The sequence below is a fragment of the Sorangium sp. So ce321 genome (genome assembly GCF_051530195.1).
Taxonomy (GTDB): domain Bacteria; phylum Myxococcota_A; class Polyangia; order Polyangiales; family Polyangiaceae; genus Sorangium.
This window is the reverse complement of the sequence record NZ_CP150329.1, coordinates 3,363,914-3,381,813: the sequence shown is the minus strand read 5'-3', so window position 1 is coordinate 3,381,813 and position 17,900 is coordinate 3,363,914. Positions and strand designations below refer to the sequence as shown.

Below are 17,900 nucleotides of genomic sequence, written 5' to 3'. Positions count from 1 at the left end.
GCGAAGGTCGCCGCGATCCCGGAAGGACGCGAGCGATGGGCGGTCAGGGTCGAGCGATCGCCGCCGGAAGCGGGGCGCCCGGACACAGCGCTCAAGGCGTGTGGAGCAGCGCCTTCGTGCGCGGCGCGGACAAGCTTGTCCTTCACGCCGCGTCCCGCTCTTCGAGCGGCTTGATCACGATGCGACAAGCGCTCGTGACGCCTGACGGCTATCCGCACGGCGCACCTCCCTCGCGAAGGCGTACAGCAGGAAGTAACAGAACCCGAGCATCGCCGCGGTGAGCAGCGTGTACCTGTCGTCGTTCCAGGAGGTCCACCTCCAGATCCCCTGGCTGAGCGCCGCGAGGCAGAGGAGGGGGATCTCGAGCTGCCGCTTCCGCCGGGTGAGCGGGGCGCTCAAGAGCATGAACGTGTAGTAATAGCAGGTGATCTGGGACAGCAGAATGATGAATATCTGCCCCAGGCACCCGGCCACCCAGAGCGAGCGCACTCGCCTGCACACATGGACGAAGAACCCGAGGCTCGCGGCGATGACTGCGTAGCCGAAGAGCCGGTACTTCGCGTAGCGTTCGCTGCGCATCTCCTTCCATGTCTCGAATGGATCGAGCAGCGATGTATCCATCGTGTACTTCATCCTGCCGGACTCGACCCCCGTCCCGAACCTGTGGGCCACGAGGACGCGGAGGCCCATGTGGTTCGTCACGGGGGTCTGGTCGTGCACGCGGAGCGTGTGCTCGTAGAACTGGCGATAGGAGTCGCTGCCCGAAACGCCGACGCTCACGGTCAGCAGCGCGGCCGCGGCGAGGACGCCGCCGAGGAGCACCTGCACGTGCGAGCGAGCCATGCGCTTGTGCCGGAAGATGTAGACCCCCGCGACGGCGAGCCACCCGATGACGACGAGGCCTGGGAAGATACGAAGCAGCCCCGCGTAGACCATGCTCGCGCCAGCGAGCCTGTGGTACCTCTTCCGCGCCAAGCAGGCCGAAAGGACGACGAAGAAGAGCCAGTCATGCCGCAGGAATGCGCCGCCCGTCCAGAAGAACGGCGCCGGCGACTGGCACCCCCAGAAGATCGCGGCCAGCGCGCACACCCGCCACCCGAAGGCCCAGTAGAGGGCGGCGAAGACGCCGATCAGATAGGCGCTGTCGAAGCAGGTCAGGAGCTGCATGTACCCCTTCGTCGCCGGGTGGAGCTCGGCGAGGATCCGCCCCATGACGGTCCAGACCGGCGGCGGGTTGTAGCCGTGGTCCCGCTGCATCGCCTCCCAGTAGCCCTTCTCCGAGGCCGTGCGGAAGAACCGCACGTCAGCCTTGAAGGCGCTCCAGCGCGTGGAGGAGAAGTGCGCCTTGCACTCCTCCGGAGCGGCCAGGGCCCCGGACGCGTGGACGAGGAGGTTGTCTGCTCCAATGTTCCTGATCTTCCTGTCCGGGTGGCGCACCTCGGCGCTCATGTCGAGCGTGACCAGCTGCCCCGTGACGTCGTCCGTATAGGTGACGACCCCGATCTCGTCCTGAGCGATGACCGTACACTTGTACAGGTTATCGTAGCCCATCTCGGGGAAGTACTTGGCCCCCAGGTAGTAGTGATAGTACTCCCAGCGGTGATAGAACGAGGGGTAAGCGAAGCGAAAGCCGTCGAAGTACGCGACGACGGCCATGATCGACAGCCCGGCGGCGACACGCTTCTTCCATCGCTCTGCGACCGGCCGGCGCTGACGCGCGCGGTGAGCCTCGTGGAGGAGGCACAGGACAGCCGAGACAGCGATCGCGCCTTTCGTGATGTCGATGGCGAGGGAGTAGTCCGAAGCGCCCCAGCGGAGCAGGGAGCAGAGCGCCACGGCGACGATGATGCTCGCGAGGCACCAGGCCATGGACCAGCGGCGCTCCTGTGCCCGTGCGGCTGCTCGTCCTTGGTCCGGAGCCGTGGTGCTCACTGGAGCCTCGCTCGAGGCTGCGCGGTTTGACGATTCCACGGGAGCTGCTCGGCGCGATCTGACCGAGACGCGGCCGGCGCCGGGGAACGCGGCCCGGGGCGCGCAGGAGTGGCCGCTGCTTCGTCCGTCACGCGGGTCGGTCCGCCCGCCGCGCCCGCCCACGGTCCGTCTCCCAGCTCTGTGCTGCACGCGGAGAGCAGCAGCACCATCACGATCGACGAGGCTCGGCGGATGTTGATCTGGGCCCGGTAGCTCATGAGTACCTCTGAAGCTAGGTCTGCCAATCTCATCGATTTCATTCGATGGACGATGGACGAGCCGACGCTCCCGGGTCGATCCTCGGACCGAGCGCCGTTGTCCTGCTCATGCGCGGCATATCCCGCAGGTCGTGGGTGAAGGTGCCCGCATCGAAGATCTGTAAATTAAGACTATTTACTTGTCAACCGTCCGAGGGCGCGCGCCGTTCTCAACGTCTCACCGCGCGCGGTTGCCCTCCCTCAGGCTGTGGAGTGGACGCGTCTCCTTCGGTGCATCGATAGGGCCTGCCTTCCCAGGCTGGTCCACAGACTTCGTCGCGATGCCCCCCCCTTCATCCCGAGGCTACTTAAAAGTCACCCTCCTTCACATAGGGGTGGCTCCACAGCGTCATCTGCAGGAGACACGACTTGACCCAGGCGGCATACATCTTTTCCACGTCCCCGGCCGGATGCCCCTGCTTCGCGAGGAAGGGCCGAAGGGTGAACGTCACGGGAAAGACGAGCGCGAACAGGTCGCGGAACGGGACGATCGCGGTCGACGGCGCACCATCGGTCGCGTTCTTCTTGGAGCGATGGTGTCGAAGGCCGATCTCATGCTGGTAATCGAGCCAGCTCTGGTCGTACTGCGCGCGCGCGGTGTCGAGGATCCATTGACCGAAGCGCTTGCGCACGGCGCCGAGGTAGTCGCCGAGCGGCTTGCCGTCCGACCTGGCGGAGAACGAGGCCAGGAGGTGCGGCTGGCTCCCGACGAAGCCGTACCAGACGTCCAGGATCGCCTCGACGTGGTCCTTCACGACGTCGTGCGACGTGCGCAAGTACTTCACGTCCTCCTCGCCGAAGAGGACGCTCGCCTTCATCCGTTCGAAGTCGGCGAGCGTCACAGGGGACGTCGCGACCGCCGAGGTGCCATGGGTGTAGCCGGGGATGCTGCTCATGATGGTCGTCTCCTTCTCGGAGCAAAGCTCCGCTCTCGCCGTCGGCCGACATGGCCGCGGAAACTCGTGATTCGGTCCGTCTCGGAGCAAAGCTCCGCTCTCACCGTCGGCCGACATGGCCGCGGAAACTCGTGATTCGGTCCGTCTCGGAGCAAAGCTCCGCTCTCACCGTCGGCCGACATGGCCGCGGAGACTCGCGATCAGGTCTCGCTAGAAGAGTTCGCTCAGACGCGTCGCGTGAACTGCTCCCAGAGATCTCTTCGAGCCGTCTCGGCCGCGCGCTCGTGCTCAGGGCAGTCGAGCCGAAGCTGCTCGTTCGCGAGCGGCGCGTCCACGAAGGCGCAGTGGTGCGGCGACGCTCCTTCACGGACGTTCGGGCGGAAGTGCGTGCACGTCACGCACATGCCGCTCACCGGGACGAGCCCCTGCTCTTGCAGGGTACGGATCATCTTCACCACGCCCGAGAAGAACGCTCGCTGCTCGTCCGGCGCGAGATCGTTCAACGCGGTCGCCATGAACTCCGGCCACGAGCGCGCCCGTGCGCCGAGCGTCGCCCCCTTCTCGCTCGGCGTGAGCAGGCTCGCGCGAGGATGACGCGGATCCGGGGACTTCGTGAGGAGCTTCTTCTCGACGAGCACGCGCACGGAGTCGCTGATCGTCGGCAAGGTGACGCCGAGGCGCTCACCCAGCTCCGAGCCCGTGAGCGGGCCGTGCGCCACGAGCGCCGCGAGGATCTGCCCTTGCGTGGCGGACAGCCCCTCCTCGTTCGCCTGCTGCCATGCCTGCTGCTTCATCGCGAGCCCGATCTTGTGCAGGCCCGTGGCGATGCGCGACGAGAGCGGCTCGGTGTTCTCGTCGAAGTAAGGCAGGCTCTTCGAGCTCATGGCCAAGGAGTAACTTAGGACTCCTAAGTTGTCAAGCAGCAGCTCTGCCCGGCGCTCGAACGGCGACCCCGCAGGCCGTGGCCCGCGCACGCCTCGACCCGGGAGGCGCTCACGCCGCCATCGAGGCGCAGGGCATCCCCGACGCGAGCGGCCAGTTCAGCCATGTGGGGTTGCCCTGCCTCCCGCACCGCCCAGCCGATCGCAGGGCGCAGTGCGAGCCCATCGTCGTCCCGAGCTATCCCGACGACACCGGCGAGGAACGCCATGTCGAGCTCCGATCCCATGGAACGCCACCGGAACGGCGCTGCCGAGATCCCGGAAGGAATCAAGCGTCGCCCATGACGATCCGCGGCTTGACCCGATACCCCCCGGCGGCGACGATACCCTGGATGAGCAGGCCGATCGTATCGGGAAGGGGCAGCGCCTCCGGGCGGCGGCTCCCGGGCCAGGCGCGATGACGACGCGGGTGTTTCTCGTACGCCACGGGGCCACCGTGCTCACGGCGGAGGATCGGTTCGCCGGCGAGACCGACGTGGCCCTGTCCGACGAGGGGCGCGAGCAGGCCGGCAAGCTCGCCGCGCGGCTCGCGAGCCAGCCTATCGAGGCCGTGTACGCGAGCCCGATGAGCCGCACCGTCGAGACCGCGCGGATCGTCGCGGGGCCTCACGGGCGCGAGGTGCACCACCGCGAGGCGTTCCGGGAGATCTCGCACGGCCGTTGGGAGCAGCTCACGCGCGCCGAGGTCGAGGCGCAGTATCCCGACGAATACGGCAAGTGGGAGCACGACCCGTACACGTTCGCCCCGGCGGGGGGAGAGACCGGCCTCTGCGTGACGGCGCGCGCCCTGCCGGCGCTGCTCGAGATCGTCGCGGCGCACGGCGGCGCCCACGTGCTCGTCGTCTCGCACAAGGCCACGATCCGGCTGCTCATCAGCGCCCTGCTCGGCTTCGATCCGCGCACGTACCGCGACCGCCTCGACCAGAGCCCCGCGGCGCTGAACATCCTCGATTTCAAGGACCCCACGCGGCCGCGCCTCACCCTGTTCAACGACACCTCGCACTACGCGACCACGGCGGCCGAGATCCCGGGCATCCCGTCGAACCGGCTCTCGAAATGGTGGGACGCGCCGGCCGGCGGCAAGGCGCGCGGGCAGTAGCTGGCCCTGGTTGCCGCGCAGGACATCGGGGCAGCGGCCGCAGCCGCCGTCCAGGAGCGGTCGGGGGCTTGCCTGATGGCGCGCATTGCTGCGACGCCGGGAAGCGCGCCGCCCGGCATCACGGTGCTCGGGCTCGCAGGTCCTCGAAGACGCGCCGTTTGATCACCCTCCTGCGCGGCTCGTCGACGAGCTCGTGCGCGTCGTGCGCGTCGTGCGCGTCGTGCGCGTCGTTCTAGTGTGTAATATTCCGATATCACGGTCACGGTCGGCAGGTGCGAGAACCAGCAGGACCGACGTTGCGGACGCCACGTTCCCCGGACGTCAGCTCCCAGTTTCACCCGGGCTGCCCCGCGAACCGTGGCACCGCGATTTTTGCGCTTGAATCGCCGTCATGGACGGAAGAGTGAGCCGGCGCTCGCTCCGGCCGGGGGCGAGCGAGAGGACCATCACCCGTGGATGCATTGTCTTATCAGTCACTCTTGACGGGCGCCGTCGCGCTCATGGTCGCACGCACCTTCTATGTGCGTGTCAAGAAGGCCCCTGAAGGCAACGAGACGATGGCGCGCATCGCGCGCCACGTCCGCGAGGGGGCGATGGCCTTCCTCGCGCGCGAGTACAAGGTGCTCGCCGTCTACGCCGCCGTCGTCTTCGCGCTCCTGGCCGCGACGCTCGGGCTCCTCGCCGCGGGCGCCTTCGTTACCGGCGCGTTCCTGTCGCTCATCGCCGGCTTCTTCGGCATGAAGGCCGCGACGTACGCCAACGTCCGCACCGCCGAGGCCGCTCGCGCGCACGGCAAGCCCACCGCGCTCGTCACCGCGCTCGACGGCGGCGCCGTCATGGGTCTCTGCGTCGCGGGGCTCGGCCTCATCGGTCTGGGCGGCATCTACGCCCTGTTCCGCAACGACGAGCACCTCGCGACCATCGTCCACTCGTTCGCCGTCGGGGCGAGCTCGATCGCGCTCTTCGCCCGCATCGGCGGCGGCATCTACACGAAGGCCGCCGACGTCGGCGCCGACATCGTCGGCAAGGTCGAGGCGAACATCCCCGAGGACGACCCCCGCAACCCGGGCGTCATCGCCGACAACGTCGGCGACAACGTCGGCGACATCGCGGGCATGGGCGCCGACATCTACGAGAGCTACGTGGCCGCGGTCGTCGCCGCGATCGCGCTCGGCCTCACGATGCCGATCGCGAAGCTGCAGCAGCTCGCGCCGTCGGCGAGCGAGCAGGCGCTCCGCGCGATGGCCGTGTCGCTGCCGCTGCTCCTCGCGACGATCGGCCTCGCGGTCTCGGTCGTCGGCATCCTGATCACGCGCACGCTCAAGAACCTGCCGCCGGCCCGGGTGCTGCGCCTCGCGCTCATCGTCCCGCCGTTCCTGGTCGTGCTCGCGGCGGCCGGTATCCTCCCGGGGCTCGGCTTCAGCTCCGGCGCCGTCATCACCCTCGCGGCCGGCGCGGCGGGCGGCGGCATCGTCGGCCTCGTGACCGACTACTACACGTCGATGGGCCCCATCCACAAGGTGGCCCAGAGCTCGCTCACCGGCCCCGGCACCAACGTCATCCGCGGCATCGCGGTCGGCCTCGAGAGCGTCGCGATCCCCCTCATGACCCTCTGCGCCGTGGGCTGGATCTCGAACCACTACCTCGGCCTCTATGGCATCGCGCTCGCCGCGGTCGGCATGCTCGCGGGCACCGCGATCGTCATGACCGTCGACGCGTACGGCCCGATCGCCGACAACGGCGGCGGCATCTCCGAGATGGCCGGCCTCGGCAAGGAGGTCCGCGACATCACCGACGAGCTCGACGCGGTCGGCAACACCACCGCGGCCGTCGGCAAGGGCTTCGCGATCGGCTCGGCGGTGCTCACCGTCGTCGCGCTGTTCGCCGCCTTCAACATGGAGGTCGACGCGGTCCGTCGCGCGAAGGGCCTCCCGGAGCTCGTGCTCTACCTGACCGACGCAAAGGTCCTCATGGGGCTCCTCTTCGGCGCCCTCCTCCCCTGCCTCGTCGGCTCGCTCACGATGACCGCGGTCGGCCGCGCGGCCGGCGCGATCGTCGAGGAGATCCGCCGTCAGTTCCGCGAGATCCCCGGCCTGCTCGAGGGCAAGCCGGGCGTCGAGCCGCAGCCGAAGGTCATCGTCGACATCGCCACGTCGGCCGCCATCCGCGAGATGATCGCGCCCGGCGCGATCGCGGTGCTCGCGCCGGTCTTCGTCGGCTTCGTGGCCGGCCCCGAGGTCCTCGCGGGCACGCTGGCCGGCGCGCTCGTCGTCGGCGCGGTGCTCTCGCTGATGATGGCGAACGGCGGCGGCGCCTGGGACAACGCCAAGAAGCACATCGAGAAGGGCGGCCTCGACGGCCACGCGAAGGGCTCCGACGCCCACAAGGCCGCCGTCGTCGGCGACACCGTCGGCGACCCCTTCAAGGACACGTCGGGCCCCGGCATCTCGATCCTCATCAAGGTGATGGGCGTCGTGTCGCTCCTCATCGCCCCGCTCATCGCCTGAGCGGACGTGTCGTGTCGGCGTGACAGGAGGATGGCCGGATGAGGATCAGCCGCCGCTCGCAGGTGCCGCCGTTCGCGGTCATGGAGGTGCTCGCCGCCGCCAACGCGCGGCGCGCGGCGGGCGAGCCGGTCATCAGCCTGTGCGCGGGCCAGCCGGGCTCGGGGGCGCCCGCCGTCGTGCGCGCGCGGGCGGCCGCGCTCCTCGCGGACGGCGACCTCGGGTACACCGAGGCGCTCGGCATCTCGGCGCTGCGCCGCGCGCTCGCGGAGCACTACGGCCGCTGGTACGGCGTGGACCTCGACCCGTCGCGCGTCGCGCTCACCACCGGGTCGTCGGGCGGGTTCCTGCTCGCGTTCCTCGCGGCGTTCGAGCCGGGCGACCGCGTGGCGCTCGCTCGCCCGGGCTACCCGGCGTACCGGAACATCCTCCGCTCCCTCGGGGTGGACGTGGTCGAGCTGCCTTGCGGCCCGGAGAGCCGCTTCCAGCCGACGACGGCGCAGCTCATGGCCGCGCACGACGGCGGAAAGCTCGACGGCCTGATCCTGGCGAGCCCGGCGAACCCGACGGGGACGATGGTCGACGCCGCGGAGCTCGACGCGCTGGCGCGCTGGTGCGCGGCGCATGAGGTCCGGCTGGTGAGCGACGAGATCTATCACGGCCTCGCGTACGGCGCGTGGGCCGGGCGCCAGGCGACGGCGGCGCGCCACGGCGACGCCGGCGCCATCGTCGTCTCGAGCTTCTCGAAGTACTGGGCCATGACGGGCTGGCGCCTGGGGTGGCTCGTGCTCCCGCCGGACCTCGTCCCGCCGGTCGACGCGCTGGCGGGGAACCTCGCGCTGTGCCCGCCCGCCCTGGCGCAGCACGCGGCGCTCGCGGCCCTGACGCCGGAGGCGTACGCCGAGGCGGACCGGCTGGTGGAGGGCTATGCGGCCGCGCGCGACCTGCTGCTGCGGCGGCTGCCCGAGCTCGGCTGGAAGGTCGCCCCGCCCGACGGCGCCTTCTACCTGTATGCCGACGTCGGCACGGACGACTCAGTCGCGTGGTGCGAGCGGCTGCTCGCCGACACGGGCGTGGCGCTCACGCCGGGCACGGACTTCGATGGCGCAGGCGGCGCGCGGTACGTCCGGCTGTCCTTCGCGGCCCCGGTCGAGCAGGTCGACGAGGCGGTGACGCGGATCGTCGCCTGGCAGCGCGCGCGGTGACCGCATCCGCCGGCGGCCGGCACCGCGGGCGCCGTGAATCCCAGCTCGGCGCCCAGTACGGACATGACGGCGATATCTGGGGATTCACGTCCTCGTCCTATTCCGCGGTCGACAGCGACGCTTCTATCACCGTGCTCGTCGACCTCGAGGTCGGCGACGCCCGCAGGGTCGTCGATGACCTGTCAGATGTCCTGATAGCGCGCTGAGCCGAGCGGGGCGCGGTCGCCGCGAGCCCGACACGCGCGATCGTGCGCACCGGAGCCTCGAGCGCCAGGCGCTGACCGCCGCTTGCACACTCGAGCCTCCGTCGGCCGGGGCTCCCTGCGCGGAGCCGGGGTTGTCGGGAGTCGACGCCGCGGCGCGGAGCGCCGTCGATACGCCGCGAACGGGCCTCACGCTTGCATCATCATGGCCGCAGCCTGGATGGGGTGTCACCCATCGAGCCGCTCGCATTGAAAAGGAGTCCATGATGAAGCTGGTGAGAGCTCTTGGCGCGCTGGCGCTGTCCAGCATCGCCCTCGGCACGACGCAGTTCGCTGCAGCGGAGACCACAACGCCGATCCAGGATCTCGTGATCGTCGAGGAGACGGCGAGCCCGGAGCTCGACGCCTCCCGGGTCGTCGTGGTCCCATATCGCGCTTACCGGCCGTACGGCCTTTATGGCTACCGGCCGTACAGCGCTTACGGCTACCGGCCGTACGGCCTTTATGGCTACCGGCCGTACAGCGCTTACGGCTACCGGCCGTACGGCTATCGGCCGGGCTTCCGGCCCTACGGGTGGTATCGGCCGTGGCGCTCGCTCTCCTCGGAGGTTGATGCAGCTCCGGGAGGGGACATCCCCACGCCTGCGGTGAACCTCCCCGACGATCGGTGATGGCGCGCTGCTCGCAGCGCCGAGGCGCCGCGGCCCAGCCCCGGCGCCTCGGCGCCGCGCGGCAGCGCAGGGCCTGAAGGCGCGTGAAGTCGGAAGGGATCCTCATGGTTGGAAGAGCACGAAGTCGTGGGCGCACCGTCTTCATCGTGGCCGCCGCCGCAGTCCACCTCGGCTGCGTCGTCCTCGGGGCGCTCCACGTCGATCCGCAGAAGGCGGGGGGACTCGGCGGGGTGATCGCCTATCATGGCGCGCTCTCCGGCGCCGGTAGCGGCTACAACTTCTTCGCTCCCGCGGTCAGCGCGCTGCCCTGGGCCAGGTTCCAGGTCACGGACGCGAACGGCGCGGCCCACGCCGAGGTGCTGGAGTCCGGAGCCAACCAGGAGGCGGATCTCCGCGTCAGGAGCATCCTCTCGCTGTTCTTGCAGGCGGAGGACGAGGCGCTGCGGCGCTCGCTCGTCGCCTCGTGGGCGGGTAAGCTGTTCGCGAGGCACCCGGGGGCCAAGAGCGTGGTCGTCCGGCTGGAGACCTGCGATCTGCCCTCGATGCAGCAGTACCGCGAGGGCCGCCGGCCGGCGTGGGACCTGCTCTATCAGGCGAAGGTCGTCCCGCAGTCCAGGGTTCCGGCCGCCCGGCAGAGAAACGGCGGTGCGCCGTGATGGGGCCGCGCGGGCTGTCCTGCAGAGCGGGGCTCTCCCGCGTCGCCTCGCTCATCGAGCGCTTCGCGCTCGCCCCTGCGTCCGCGGAGCCCCTCGCGGCGCTCCGCATCGGGCTCGCGACCGTGCTCCTCGTCCAGGCGGCGCTCGTCGCTCCCGCCCTCTTCGAGCTCTACGGTCCAGCAGGCATCCTCCAGGGCCCGCTGCGGGAGGCCTTCGCCCAGATCGATCTGCCGGGAATCGGCTGGCTGGCCGAGCGCCTCGGCCCTTTCGGGGTCCGCGAGACATCGCTCCTCGCATGCACCGGCGCCGTCTACGTGCTCTCCCTCGTCTCGCTGCTCTGCGGGTTCCGGACGAGGGCCTCTGCCCTGAGCGCGTGGATCACCCACAGGATGCTGATGGTGACGGCGGACGCCACCGTTTACGGAGCGGATCTCTTCGCCAACATCTTTCTCTTCTATCTCGTCTGGATCCCGTCGGGCGCCGCGCTGTCCATCGATCGATGGATGCGCGACCCGAGCCGCGCGGCCGCCGAGCCGACGCCGGCCGCGCGGCTCGGCCTGCGCGTCATCCAGCTGCACCTCTGCATCGCGTACCTCGCCAGCGGGCTGGAAAAGGCGTCGGGCACGTCGTGGTGGAACGGCGAGGCGATCTGGCGCTCGGTCATGCTCCCGGAGTACCGCCAGCTCGATCTCTCCTGGTTGGCGTGGCATCCGTGGATCGCGCAGGCCGCGGGGTGGGCGGTGCTCGGCGTGGAGATCGGGTACGCATTCCTGATCTGGCCGCGGCTCACCCGGCGCGCCATCATCGTGGCCACGGCCCTCCTGCACCTCGGGATCGCAGCGTTCATGGGGCTCGGCGTGTTCGGCGCCATCATGCCGGTATTCACCCTCGCCGCCTTCGGCGTGCCGGCGGACGCCCGCGCCCCGGCGCCGTCGCGGAGGCGCTCGCGCACGGGCTCGACGTGCCCGTCGTCCTGCACGACGACGAGCTCCCGCGCGCTCACCGGGCCGCGATCCTGACGGGTCGGCGCGGCGCGGGCGATCGCGTGCCCGTGCCCGACGACCGAGCCGTGCGGGCCCGGGGCAACGGGGGCCAGCCGAGCGGGCGGGCGTGCAACACGGGTACACCCCCGGTGGCATGGCTCGTGAGGCTCGGCTGCCCGGGCTGTGGACCACCTCTGCCATGAATGGGAAGCGAAAGAGAGACTGGTTCGATTGGATGCCCCTCGCGGTGCTGGTGCCGATGGGCCTCGTCCTGCTCTTGAGCTTTCATGAGATCCGAGCCATCCATCGCAAGAACGTCACGTCGGCCCTGCAGGCGGTGCTCTCGACGGCCCGTGAAGGGCTCTTGACGTGGGCGCGGCAGGCGAAGGCCACCACGGGGTTCTGGGCGAGCAAGCCGAGCGTACGGCGAGCGGTCGCCGCACAGCTCGAGCAACGCCGTGAGAAGATGTCGCTCCACGACAGCCCGCTCCTCCATGAGCTGCGGTTCGAGCTGGATAACGTCGTTCAGCCGACCGGATGCCTCGGCTTCGACGTCCTCGCGAGGGATGGTACCCACATCGCGTCCGATCGCGACGATTTCATCGGTACCACCATCCTGAGCGCGCACGATCCAGACACCATCGCCGCGGCGATGCGCGGATCCATCGTCATCGGCACGCCCTTTCCCCTGTGGTCTCCCGTCCCTGGCAAGATCGTCCCCATGCTCCTCGTCGCGGCGCCGGTGCGCGCCATGGCCGAGGGAGGGGAGATCATCGCGGCGCTCGTCTTCCGCATCGATCCTGGGAGGGAGTTCGCGGAGATCGCTCAGCAGGGGCAGATCGGACCAGGAGGGGAGACCTACGCTTTCGACAAGCGCGGTCGCATCGTCACGGAGCTCAGGTTCGCTCAGAGCTTGCGCGACCTGGGTCTCCTGGCGGCCGGCGAGCGAACGAGCCTCAACGTGGAGGTGCGCGATCCCGGAGGCGAGATCCCCGAGGGTTTCCGGCGCACCTTGCCGCGAGCGGAGCAGCCGCTCACCCGTATGGCGGCCAGCGCCATCGCGAAGAACGCCGGGGTGGATGTCGATGGATACCGCGATTATCGCGGTGTGGAGGTCGTCGGCTCATGGCTGTGGGATCCGGAGCTCGACCTCGGCCTCGCGTCCGAGGTCGACAAGGTCCATGCATACAGCCTGTACGATACGACGCGCCGCGTGGTCCTCGTCGCCTGCGCCCTGATACTGCTCACCACCCTCACGATGACGACCCTCTTGCATCGGCGCGCGTCGGACCTGGCGGACGGCGTGGTGCGTGAGCAGCGTCTGCGCAAGGAGCTCGATGAGCGTGTCCGTCGGCTCGACTGCGCGGAGGCGGAGCTCAAGGACGCCGTCCGGCTTCGTGAGGAGTTCCTGCGGTTCGCCTCTCACGAGCTGCGTACCCCGCTGACGAGCCTTCGGCTCCTGTACGAGCACATGCTGCGACCGCGTTCTCCATCTCTCGTGCAGAAGATGGGCGCGAGGGAGATCGAGCGCTTCCTGAAGATATCCTCGCGTGAGCTCGCCCGGATAACGCAGGTCATCGACAACATGTTCGTCATCGCGAGCTTCGCGACCGGTCCGCCGGCGCTTACCCTGGAGGTCGCAGAGCTCAACGAGCTCGTGCGCAGGACCGCTCGGCAGGTCGCGGCGCAGCTCGAAGCCGACGGGTGTTCCCTGGAGCTCCGGCTCGACCGGCCTGTATTCGGCTACTGGGACGAGGCGCGCATCGGGCAGGTCATCACGAACCTGCTGTCCAACGCGTCGCGGCACGGGGTTGGACAGCCCATCACGCTGTCGGTCAGCGTGCACGCCAGCTTCGCGGTGATCTCGGTCCACGACCGCGGCGTCGGGATCACGCCGGAGCAGCGGGAGAGGCTCTTCGAGCCATTCCGATGGAAACCGGACGCGCACGGCGGGCTCGGCGTCGGGCTCCACGTCTGCAAGCTGATCGTCGCGGCGCACGGCGGCGAGATCCTGGTCGAGAGCGAGAACGGCGCGGGCACGACCGTGTCCGTCCGGCTGCCGCTGCCTCCCGAGGTCGGGGAAGATGACGCAGCACGAGCGCCGGCGTTCAACGGGACGACGACGTAGGCGCGTCCTGGAGCCCCGGGCGTGATCGTCGTGCAGCCGATCGCGTCCGAGGACGTCGCCGCGGCCCTGGCCGATGTCACGCTCGGGGCGCCCATCAGCGGCACCCTCGAGGTGGCCGGTCCCGAGAGGCGCCCGCTCGCCGAGCTCGTACGCAAGTATCTGAGCGCGAACAAGGACCACCGCGACGTGGTCGTCGACGCCGAAGTTGCCCGCATCGTCGCTCTGGTTCTCCAGCGGCGTTCCACCGAAGCCGATGCCGCTGTTGAACACCCCATGAGCACCGTGTTGTCAGCGCCGTCCACTGCGATGGATTGACCGGACTCCTACTGGCCATGGACGTAGCGAGCGCTGGCGACGTGCGTTCCGGTCGTGTCCCACTGCGCCACGAAGGTGTCCGTGCCGCCCCCGAAGCCCAATGCCCCTCCGCCCGCGGTCATGGATGATCGCCGCCATGCTGGCGCGCGAAAGGCATTGACCGGATGCCCGACCGCTGAGACGTTCGAAGCCGAATGATCACCCACGCTGCTCCCCCCGGCTCTCCCCCCGCGCCCGCGCAGCGCCCGCCCGCGGGGCTCGTGCCGCTCGAACGCCCCGGCTTCGGCGCGGGCCTCAAGGCCATGCTGGGCGGCTACGGTTACCTCTTTCGCACGCCGGACCTCTGGCCGCTCGCGCTCGTCCCCACGGGCATCGCGCTCGTGCTCACGGTCGTGCTCGCTATCGGCGGCGTGAGGCTCGCGCCCTCTCTCGTCGAGTCGATCGTGAAGGAGCCGGGGACGGGGGTGCTCTGGACCGTGCTCATGGTCGTGCTGCGGATCCTCTCGCTCGCGGTGGTGCTCGTGGCCGCCCTCGCCATCTCGTTCGGGCTCGCGAAGCCGCTCTCGGGGCCCGCGCTGGAGCGGATGGTGCGCAGGGCCGAGGCCGACCTCGGGGCGCCCGTGTGGCCGGAGATCGGCTTCTTCGCCGACATGTGGCGCGCGCTGCAGTCGTCGCTCGTGGCGCTCGCCTTCACGCTCCCGATCGTCATCGTCCTCGGCGTCGTCGGTTTCCTCTTCGCGCCGGCGAGCGTCGTCGTGATCCCGCTTCAGCTCGCGGTGACCGCGCTCGCGGGGGCCTGGGACCTCTGCGACTCCCCGCTGTCGATCCGCGGCGTGCCCGTGGCGGCACGGATCGATTTCGTGCGCCGGAACCTCGCCGCGGTGATGGGCTTCGGCTTCGGCCTCGCGCTGCTCTCGTTCTTGCCTTGCTCGCTGCTCATCGTGCTCCCGGCCGGCATCCTCGGGGCGGCTCGACTCGTCGTTACACTGGAGCGGTGGGAGACCACGAAGCGACCGCCGCGCTGAGCTCGGGCGGGCGGCGCGCCCAGGATCGTGCGCGTGATGGGTTTCAGATCGCTACCTTGCCTTCGAGGTAGAACACACACGCGCCCTCCCTTTGGCCGTGGCGGCGTTCGGGTCGTCCTTCTTGAACGCAGGCTGGCCCGTGCGGACGCAGTGCTCGAGGCTCGAGCTTCCGCCAGCTCTCCGGCTCCCCTGTGCCGCATGCTTTTACCGCGACGGAAACCGTCGAGCCGTTGGGCCCTCCGGACCCCGTCGGCGATCTCATGGAGCTGCACAAAGACGCTGGGATCCAGCTGCGTGTCATGGCCAACTCAAGCTACGGCACCGCTACTGCGTCACGCCGATCGAGTCGAGGAAGGCGTTGTACTCTTCGACCTTGTCCCACGGGACCACGTCGAGGCCGACGTCGAGCCGGCTCTCGTCGACCATCCGAGGGGCGAGGATCGCCCTGGTCGCGTCGAGGCCGATGATCTTGATGCCGTAGAGGATGTAGGGCACGAGGTACCCCGCGTAATACTGCCGCTGGGTGTGCGTCGCCTTGATGAGCCCCCGGCGCATGAGCTCGACGGTCTTCGGCTCGAAGTCGAAGGCGACGACGGGGAGCTCCGTCGCGCCCGCGGCCTCCGTGGCCATCGCGCACCGGTACGAGACGCTGTGCAGGCCGAGCAACCCCACGACGGGCGGGTCCGCGGTCTCGATCTGGGCCTTCATCGCTTCGACGTCAGCGACCTCCCCCGGCGGGGACCAGGTGATCGGACGCACAACGACCGTGTATTTGGCTTTCTCGAGGACGCGCCGGGCCCCGAGCATTCGAGTCATCCCGTCGACCCAGGACGGGTCGTCGGCGCCGTGGATCACCACCGTGCCCGGCGCCGGGGGCAGCAACGCGAGCAGGGTCTCTCCTGCCGTGACGCCGGCCAACTCGCTGATGGTTCCGACATAGATGGAACGCTTCGAGCCCTTCGCGTCGGTGTCGAGCGTCACCACAGGAACCCCGTCGTTGACGGCCTCCTCGATGCCGGCCGCGATGGCGTCGCCGAAGGGCGAGACACCGATCCCTTCGGCGCCGTCCGCCACCGCCTGTCCAATCTGCTCCCCCTGGGCCTCCGCCCTCTCCTGCTGATTGCTCCCCTGTCCGCTGGGCCCGATCACGTTCCCCGTGACCCCGAGCTCGCCCATCGCTCGGTTCGCCCCCGTGGTGATCGGCGTGAAGAACCCGCCGAGATCCTTCAGCAGGATCGCCATCTGCATGGGCTCGATCGCGCCCTCGTTGATCTCGTCGACGAGCGCGTCGAGCGTCGCCTCGACCTCCTTCGCGGTGAACTCGCTCCTGGGCGTCGGCGCGCGCTGGATGGGCGAGGCTTGCTCGCCCTCGCCGGTGGTGTCAGCCGATCCGCATGCCGCCGTCATCAGCGCGAGCCCGAAGGCCGCCGCCCAGCGTCGTCCAATCCTGTTCATGATACCCCCCTCATGCTCCGTGGTTCGTCCTGTCGTACGCAGCATCGTTACGTGAAGCTCTATCTCGCGGGGGGCTCATCGCCCGCCGAAGCAGCCGACGGCGACCGGGGCGAGATCGACCAAGGCGTCGCCGTCGACGGTCCACAGCTGCATGAAGTAATGCCTGTTCGCCCCGTAGTCGTCGAATTCGTACTCGGCGGCCGCGCCGACGTAGCGGAGCGGGATGCCCGCGCGAAGCTTGGTCATCGCCGCCGGGAGGTCGCGCCACGAGGCCGCCTCGTGGGCCGGGTCGTTGAGCTCGCGGATGATCTCGTGCAGATCGTATCCGGAGGTCGGGATCGCCCCGCCCTTCGCCTGGGCGTACGCGAGGCCCATCGCGATGAGGACGACCCCGTCGTAATAGAAGTGCGCCGCGGGCAGCGGCGCCTCGCCGTCCCAGAAGCTGGAGAAGCGCCCGATGAAGGTCGCGGCATTCCCGGTCGTGCAGTCGATCACCTGCGGGCCCTGGGGCATCGGGCGGCACTCGCTCCGCAGGCTGAGCGACGGCGAGACCCCGACGTATCCGTCGAGGGAGCCTGTCGGGATGTTGGCGAGGAGCACCTCGGTGCGCAGCGCAGGGCCGAGCAACCAGGTGCCCGGGCGCCCGGAGACGGCCCATTCGGTCACGATGGTCGAGCCGGTGGTGGGATACGAGGCCAGGAGCGTCCGGCCGGCGTTCGCGCCGAAGGCGGACTCGATCTTGCTCGCATACGTCTGCTGGCCTGACGTGAACGTCACCGAGGGGAGGATCCTCCCCCCGAGCGCCGCGAAGTGGGTCGTGAACTCGCTGCTGACGGTGGTGTTGTAGTCGTCCAGCGCGGCCAGGGTGTTCACTGTATCGATGCCCTCGTCGAAGGCGAGGCGCGCCAGCGTGCAACCGACGTCGAACGAGGAGGGGGCGAGCCGCATCCAGCCTCCCATCACCTCGCTGCGCGCGACGGCGGGCGCGGCATAGCCCGGCAGCATGTGGAACACGTCGAGCGCCTTCACATCCCGCGCGATCTCGCGGGCGAGCCCGTTCTCTTCCGGCCCGATCAGGTAGCGAACCTGATCCGTGTAGAGCAGCTTGAGCAGCTCCTCGAGCCCGCGCTCCAAGCTGGAGTGGCTGTCTCGGCTCTGGAGGTGGAACGGTTTCCCGTCGACCCCCCCCGCGGCGTTCAGATCCTGTATCGCGAGCAACATCGCTTGCTCGAGGTTGCGGCCGATGGCCGACTCCCTGCCGGAGAAGGGCAGGAGCGCCCCGAGGAGGATCGCATTCTCGGGGTGATGGGGCTCTTCCGGCGCGCATGAGGCGGAGAAAAGGGACGCGAGCCCCACGACCAGCCCGGTCTCCAGCCAGCGCGTGCGCCGCGGGCGAGGCGCGGAGCACACGCCCGCTCGACGGATGTGATGCGGCGCGACGAGCATCCGAAGGTACATTCTTCCCCCGGGGAATACGCCATCACATCGAGTTTCGTTCTGTCAAGGGCACAGGAGCGCAAACGACGAGCATTGGAGCGGAGACTCACACATCGATGCAATACAGAACACATCGGCCAATACCGGTTCTCAT

At 69.4% G+C, this 17,900-nt stretch carries 16 protein-coding genes and 1 pseudogene; 11 read left to right on the top strand and 6 right to left on the bottom strand.

Annotation, left to right across the window (positions count from 1 at the left end; translation table 11 throughout):
• Positions 1–174 precede the first annotated feature (174 nt).
• The 4 genes from WME89_RS13170 to WME89_RS13155 form a co-directional block, all read right to left on the bottom strand.
• Complete coding sequence (locus WME89_RS13170) at positions 175–1,869, bottom strand: hypothetical protein (protein ID WP_438009526.1); 1,695 nt, start codon at positions 1,867–1,869, stop codon at positions 175–177.
• Positions 1,870–2,536: 667 nt separating this feature from the next.
• On the bottom strand, positions 2,537–3,124 hold the full coding sequence (locus WME89_RS13165; RefSeq protein WP_437667206.1) for a protoglobin domain-containing protein: 588 nt from the start codon (positions 3,122–3,124) through the stop codon (positions 2,537–2,539).
• A gap of 224 nt (positions 3,125–3,348) precedes the next feature.
• Positions 3,349–4,008 carry a MarR family winged helix-turn-helix transcriptional regulator gene (locus tag WME89_RS13160; RefSeq protein ID WP_438009525.1) on the bottom strand — a complete coding sequence of 220 codons (660 nt, stop codon included), beginning with the start codon at positions 4,006–4,008 and terminating at the stop codon, positions 3,349–3,351.
• Between the two features lie 23 nt (positions 4,009–4,031).
• Positions 4,032–4,457: a DUF4419 domain-containing protein gene (locus WME89_RS13155; protein WP_438011928.1), complete on the bottom strand. Its 426-nt coding sequence runs from the start codon at positions 4,455–4,457 to the stop codon at positions 4,032–4,034.
• A gap of 5 nt (positions 4,458–4,462) precedes the next feature.
• Here WME89_RS13155 and WME89_RS13150 point away from each other — a divergent pair, with 5 nt between their 5' ends.
• From WME89_RS13150 to WME89_RS13100, 11 genes and pseudogenes are all read left to right on the top strand, one after another.
• Complete coding sequence (locus tag WME89_RS13150) at positions 4,463–5,164, top strand: histidine phosphatase family protein (protein ID WP_438009524.1); 702 nt, start codon at positions 4,463–4,465, stop codon at positions 5,162–5,164.
• 452 nt (positions 5,165–5,616) lie between these two features.
• A complete protein-coding gene (locus WME89_RS13145) occupies positions 5,617–7,671 on the top strand; it encodes a sodium-translocating pyrophosphatase (RefSeq protein ID WP_438009523.1) in 2,055 nt (684 codons plus the stop codon).
• Between the two features lie 38 nt (positions 7,672–7,709).
• Positions 7,710–8,873: a pyridoxal phosphate-dependent aminotransferase gene (locus tag WME89_RS13140; RefSeq protein ID WP_438009522.1), complete on the top strand. Its 1,164-nt coding sequence runs from the start codon at positions 7,710–7,712 to the stop codon at positions 8,871–8,873.
• Complete coding sequence (locus tag WME89_RS13135; RefSeq protein ID WP_438009521.1) at positions 8,870–9,079, top strand: hypothetical protein; 210 nt, start codon at positions 8,870–8,872, stop codon at positions 9,077–9,079. The genes WME89_RS13140 and WME89_RS13135 overlap by 4 nt, the downstream gene beginning before the upstream one ends.
• Before the next feature lie 260 nt (positions 9,080–9,339).
• A complete protein-coding gene (locus tag WME89_RS13130; protein ID WP_438009520.1) occupies positions 9,340–9,747 on the top strand; it encodes a hypothetical protein in 408 nt (135 codons plus the stop codon).
• A gap of 104 nt (positions 9,748–9,851) precedes the next feature.
• A complete protein-coding gene (locus tag WME89_RS13125) occupies positions 9,852–10,403 on the top strand; it encodes a hypothetical protein (RefSeq protein ID WP_438009519.1) in 552 nt (183 codons plus the stop codon).
• Positions 10,403–11,422, top strand: coding sequence for an HTTM domain-containing protein (locus WME89_RS13120; protein ID WP_438011927.1), 1,020 nt, complete (start codon positions 10,403–10,405; stop codon positions 11,420–11,422). Before WME89_RS13125 ends, WME89_RS13120 begins: the two co-directional genes overlap by 1 nt.
• A 163-nt stretch (positions 11,423–11,585) precedes the next feature.
• A complete protein-coding gene (locus WME89_RS13115) occupies positions 11,586–13,514 on the top strand; it encodes a sensor histidine kinase (protein WP_438009518.1) in 1,929 nt (642 codons plus the stop codon).
• 21 nt (positions 13,515–13,535) lie between these two features.
• Positions 13,536–13,829: a hypothetical protein gene (locus WME89_RS13110; RefSeq protein WP_438009517.1), complete on the top strand. Its 294-nt coding sequence runs from the start codon at positions 13,536–13,538 to the stop codon at positions 13,827–13,829.
• Between the two features lie 194 nt (positions 13,830–14,023).
• Entirely contained in the window at positions 14,024–14,854 is an 831-nt protein-coding gene (locus tag WME89_RS13105; protein ID WP_438009516.1) for an EI24 domain-containing protein, read from the top strand.
• A 179-nt stretch (positions 14,855–15,033) separates the two neighbouring features.
• Positions 15,034–15,150: pseudogene (locus tag WME89_RS13100) on the top strand (DUF6886 family protein); the annotation flags it as partial.
• A 28-nt stretch (positions 15,151–15,178) separates the two neighbouring features.
• Here WME89_RS13100 and WME89_RS13095 read toward each other — a convergent pair.
• Complete coding sequence (locus WME89_RS13095) at positions 15,179–16,309, bottom strand: substrate-binding domain-containing protein (RefSeq protein ID WP_438009515.1); 1,131 nt, start codon at positions 16,307–16,309, stop codon at positions 15,179–15,181.
• A 75-nt stretch (positions 16,310–16,384) separates the two neighbouring features.
• Positions 16,385–17,755, bottom strand: a complete 1,371-nt coding sequence (locus WME89_RS13090; RefSeq protein ID WP_438009514.1) for an ABC transporter substrate-binding protein — start codon at positions 17,753–17,755, stop codon at positions 16,385–16,387.
• Positions 17,756–17,900: the final 145 nt, after the last annotated feature.

Bases quoted from the DNA above. Each gene is read 5' to 3' on its own strand.
- WME89_RS13170 (WP_438009526.1), bottom strand. From the start codon at position 1,869: ATGGCCTGGTGCCTCGCGAGCATCATCGTCGCCGTGGCGCTCTGCTCC.
- WME89_RS13165 (WP_437667206.1), bottom strand. From the start codon at position 3,124: ATGAGCAGCATCCCCGGCTACACCCATGGCACCTCGGCGGTCGCGACG.
- WME89_RS13160 (WP_438009525.1), bottom strand. From the start codon at position 4,008: ATGAGCTCGAAGAGCCTGCCTTACTTCGACGAGAACACCGAGCCGCTC.
- WME89_RS13150 (WP_438009524.1), top strand. From the start codon at position 4,463: ATGACGACGCGGGTGTTTCTCGTACGCCACGGGGCCACCGTGCTCACG.
- WME89_RS13140 (WP_438009522.1), top strand. From the start codon at position 7,710: ATGAGGATCAGCCGCCGCTCGCAGGTGCCGCCGTTCGCGGTCATGGAG.
- WME89_RS13130 (WP_438009520.1), top strand. From the start codon at position 9,340: ATGATGAAGCTGGTGAGAGCTCTTGGCGCGCTGGCGCTGTCCAGCATC.
- WME89_RS13125 (WP_438009519.1), top strand. From the start codon at position 9,852: ATGGTTGGAAGAGCACGAAGTCGTGGGCGCACCGTCTTCATCGTGGCC.
- WME89_RS13120 (WP_438011927.1), top strand. From the start codon at position 10,403: ATGGGGCCGCGCGGGCTGTCCTGCAGAGCGGGGCTCTCCCGCGTCGCC.
- WME89_RS13115 (WP_438009518.1), top strand. From the start codon at position 11,586: ATGAATGGGAAGCGAAAGAGAGACTGGTTCGATTGGATGCCCCTCGCG.
- WME89_RS13105 (WP_438009516.1), top strand. From the start codon at position 14,024: ATGATCACCCACGCTGCTCCCCCCGGCTCTCCCCCCGCGCCCGCGCAG.
- WME89_RS13095 (WP_438009515.1), bottom strand. From the start codon at position 16,309: ATGAACAGGATTGGACGACGCTGGGCGGCGGCCTTCGGGCTCGCGCTG.
- WME89_RS13090 (WP_438009514.1), bottom strand. From the start codon at position 17,755: ATGCTCGTCGCGCCGCATCACATCCGTCGAGCGGGCGTGTGCTCCGCG.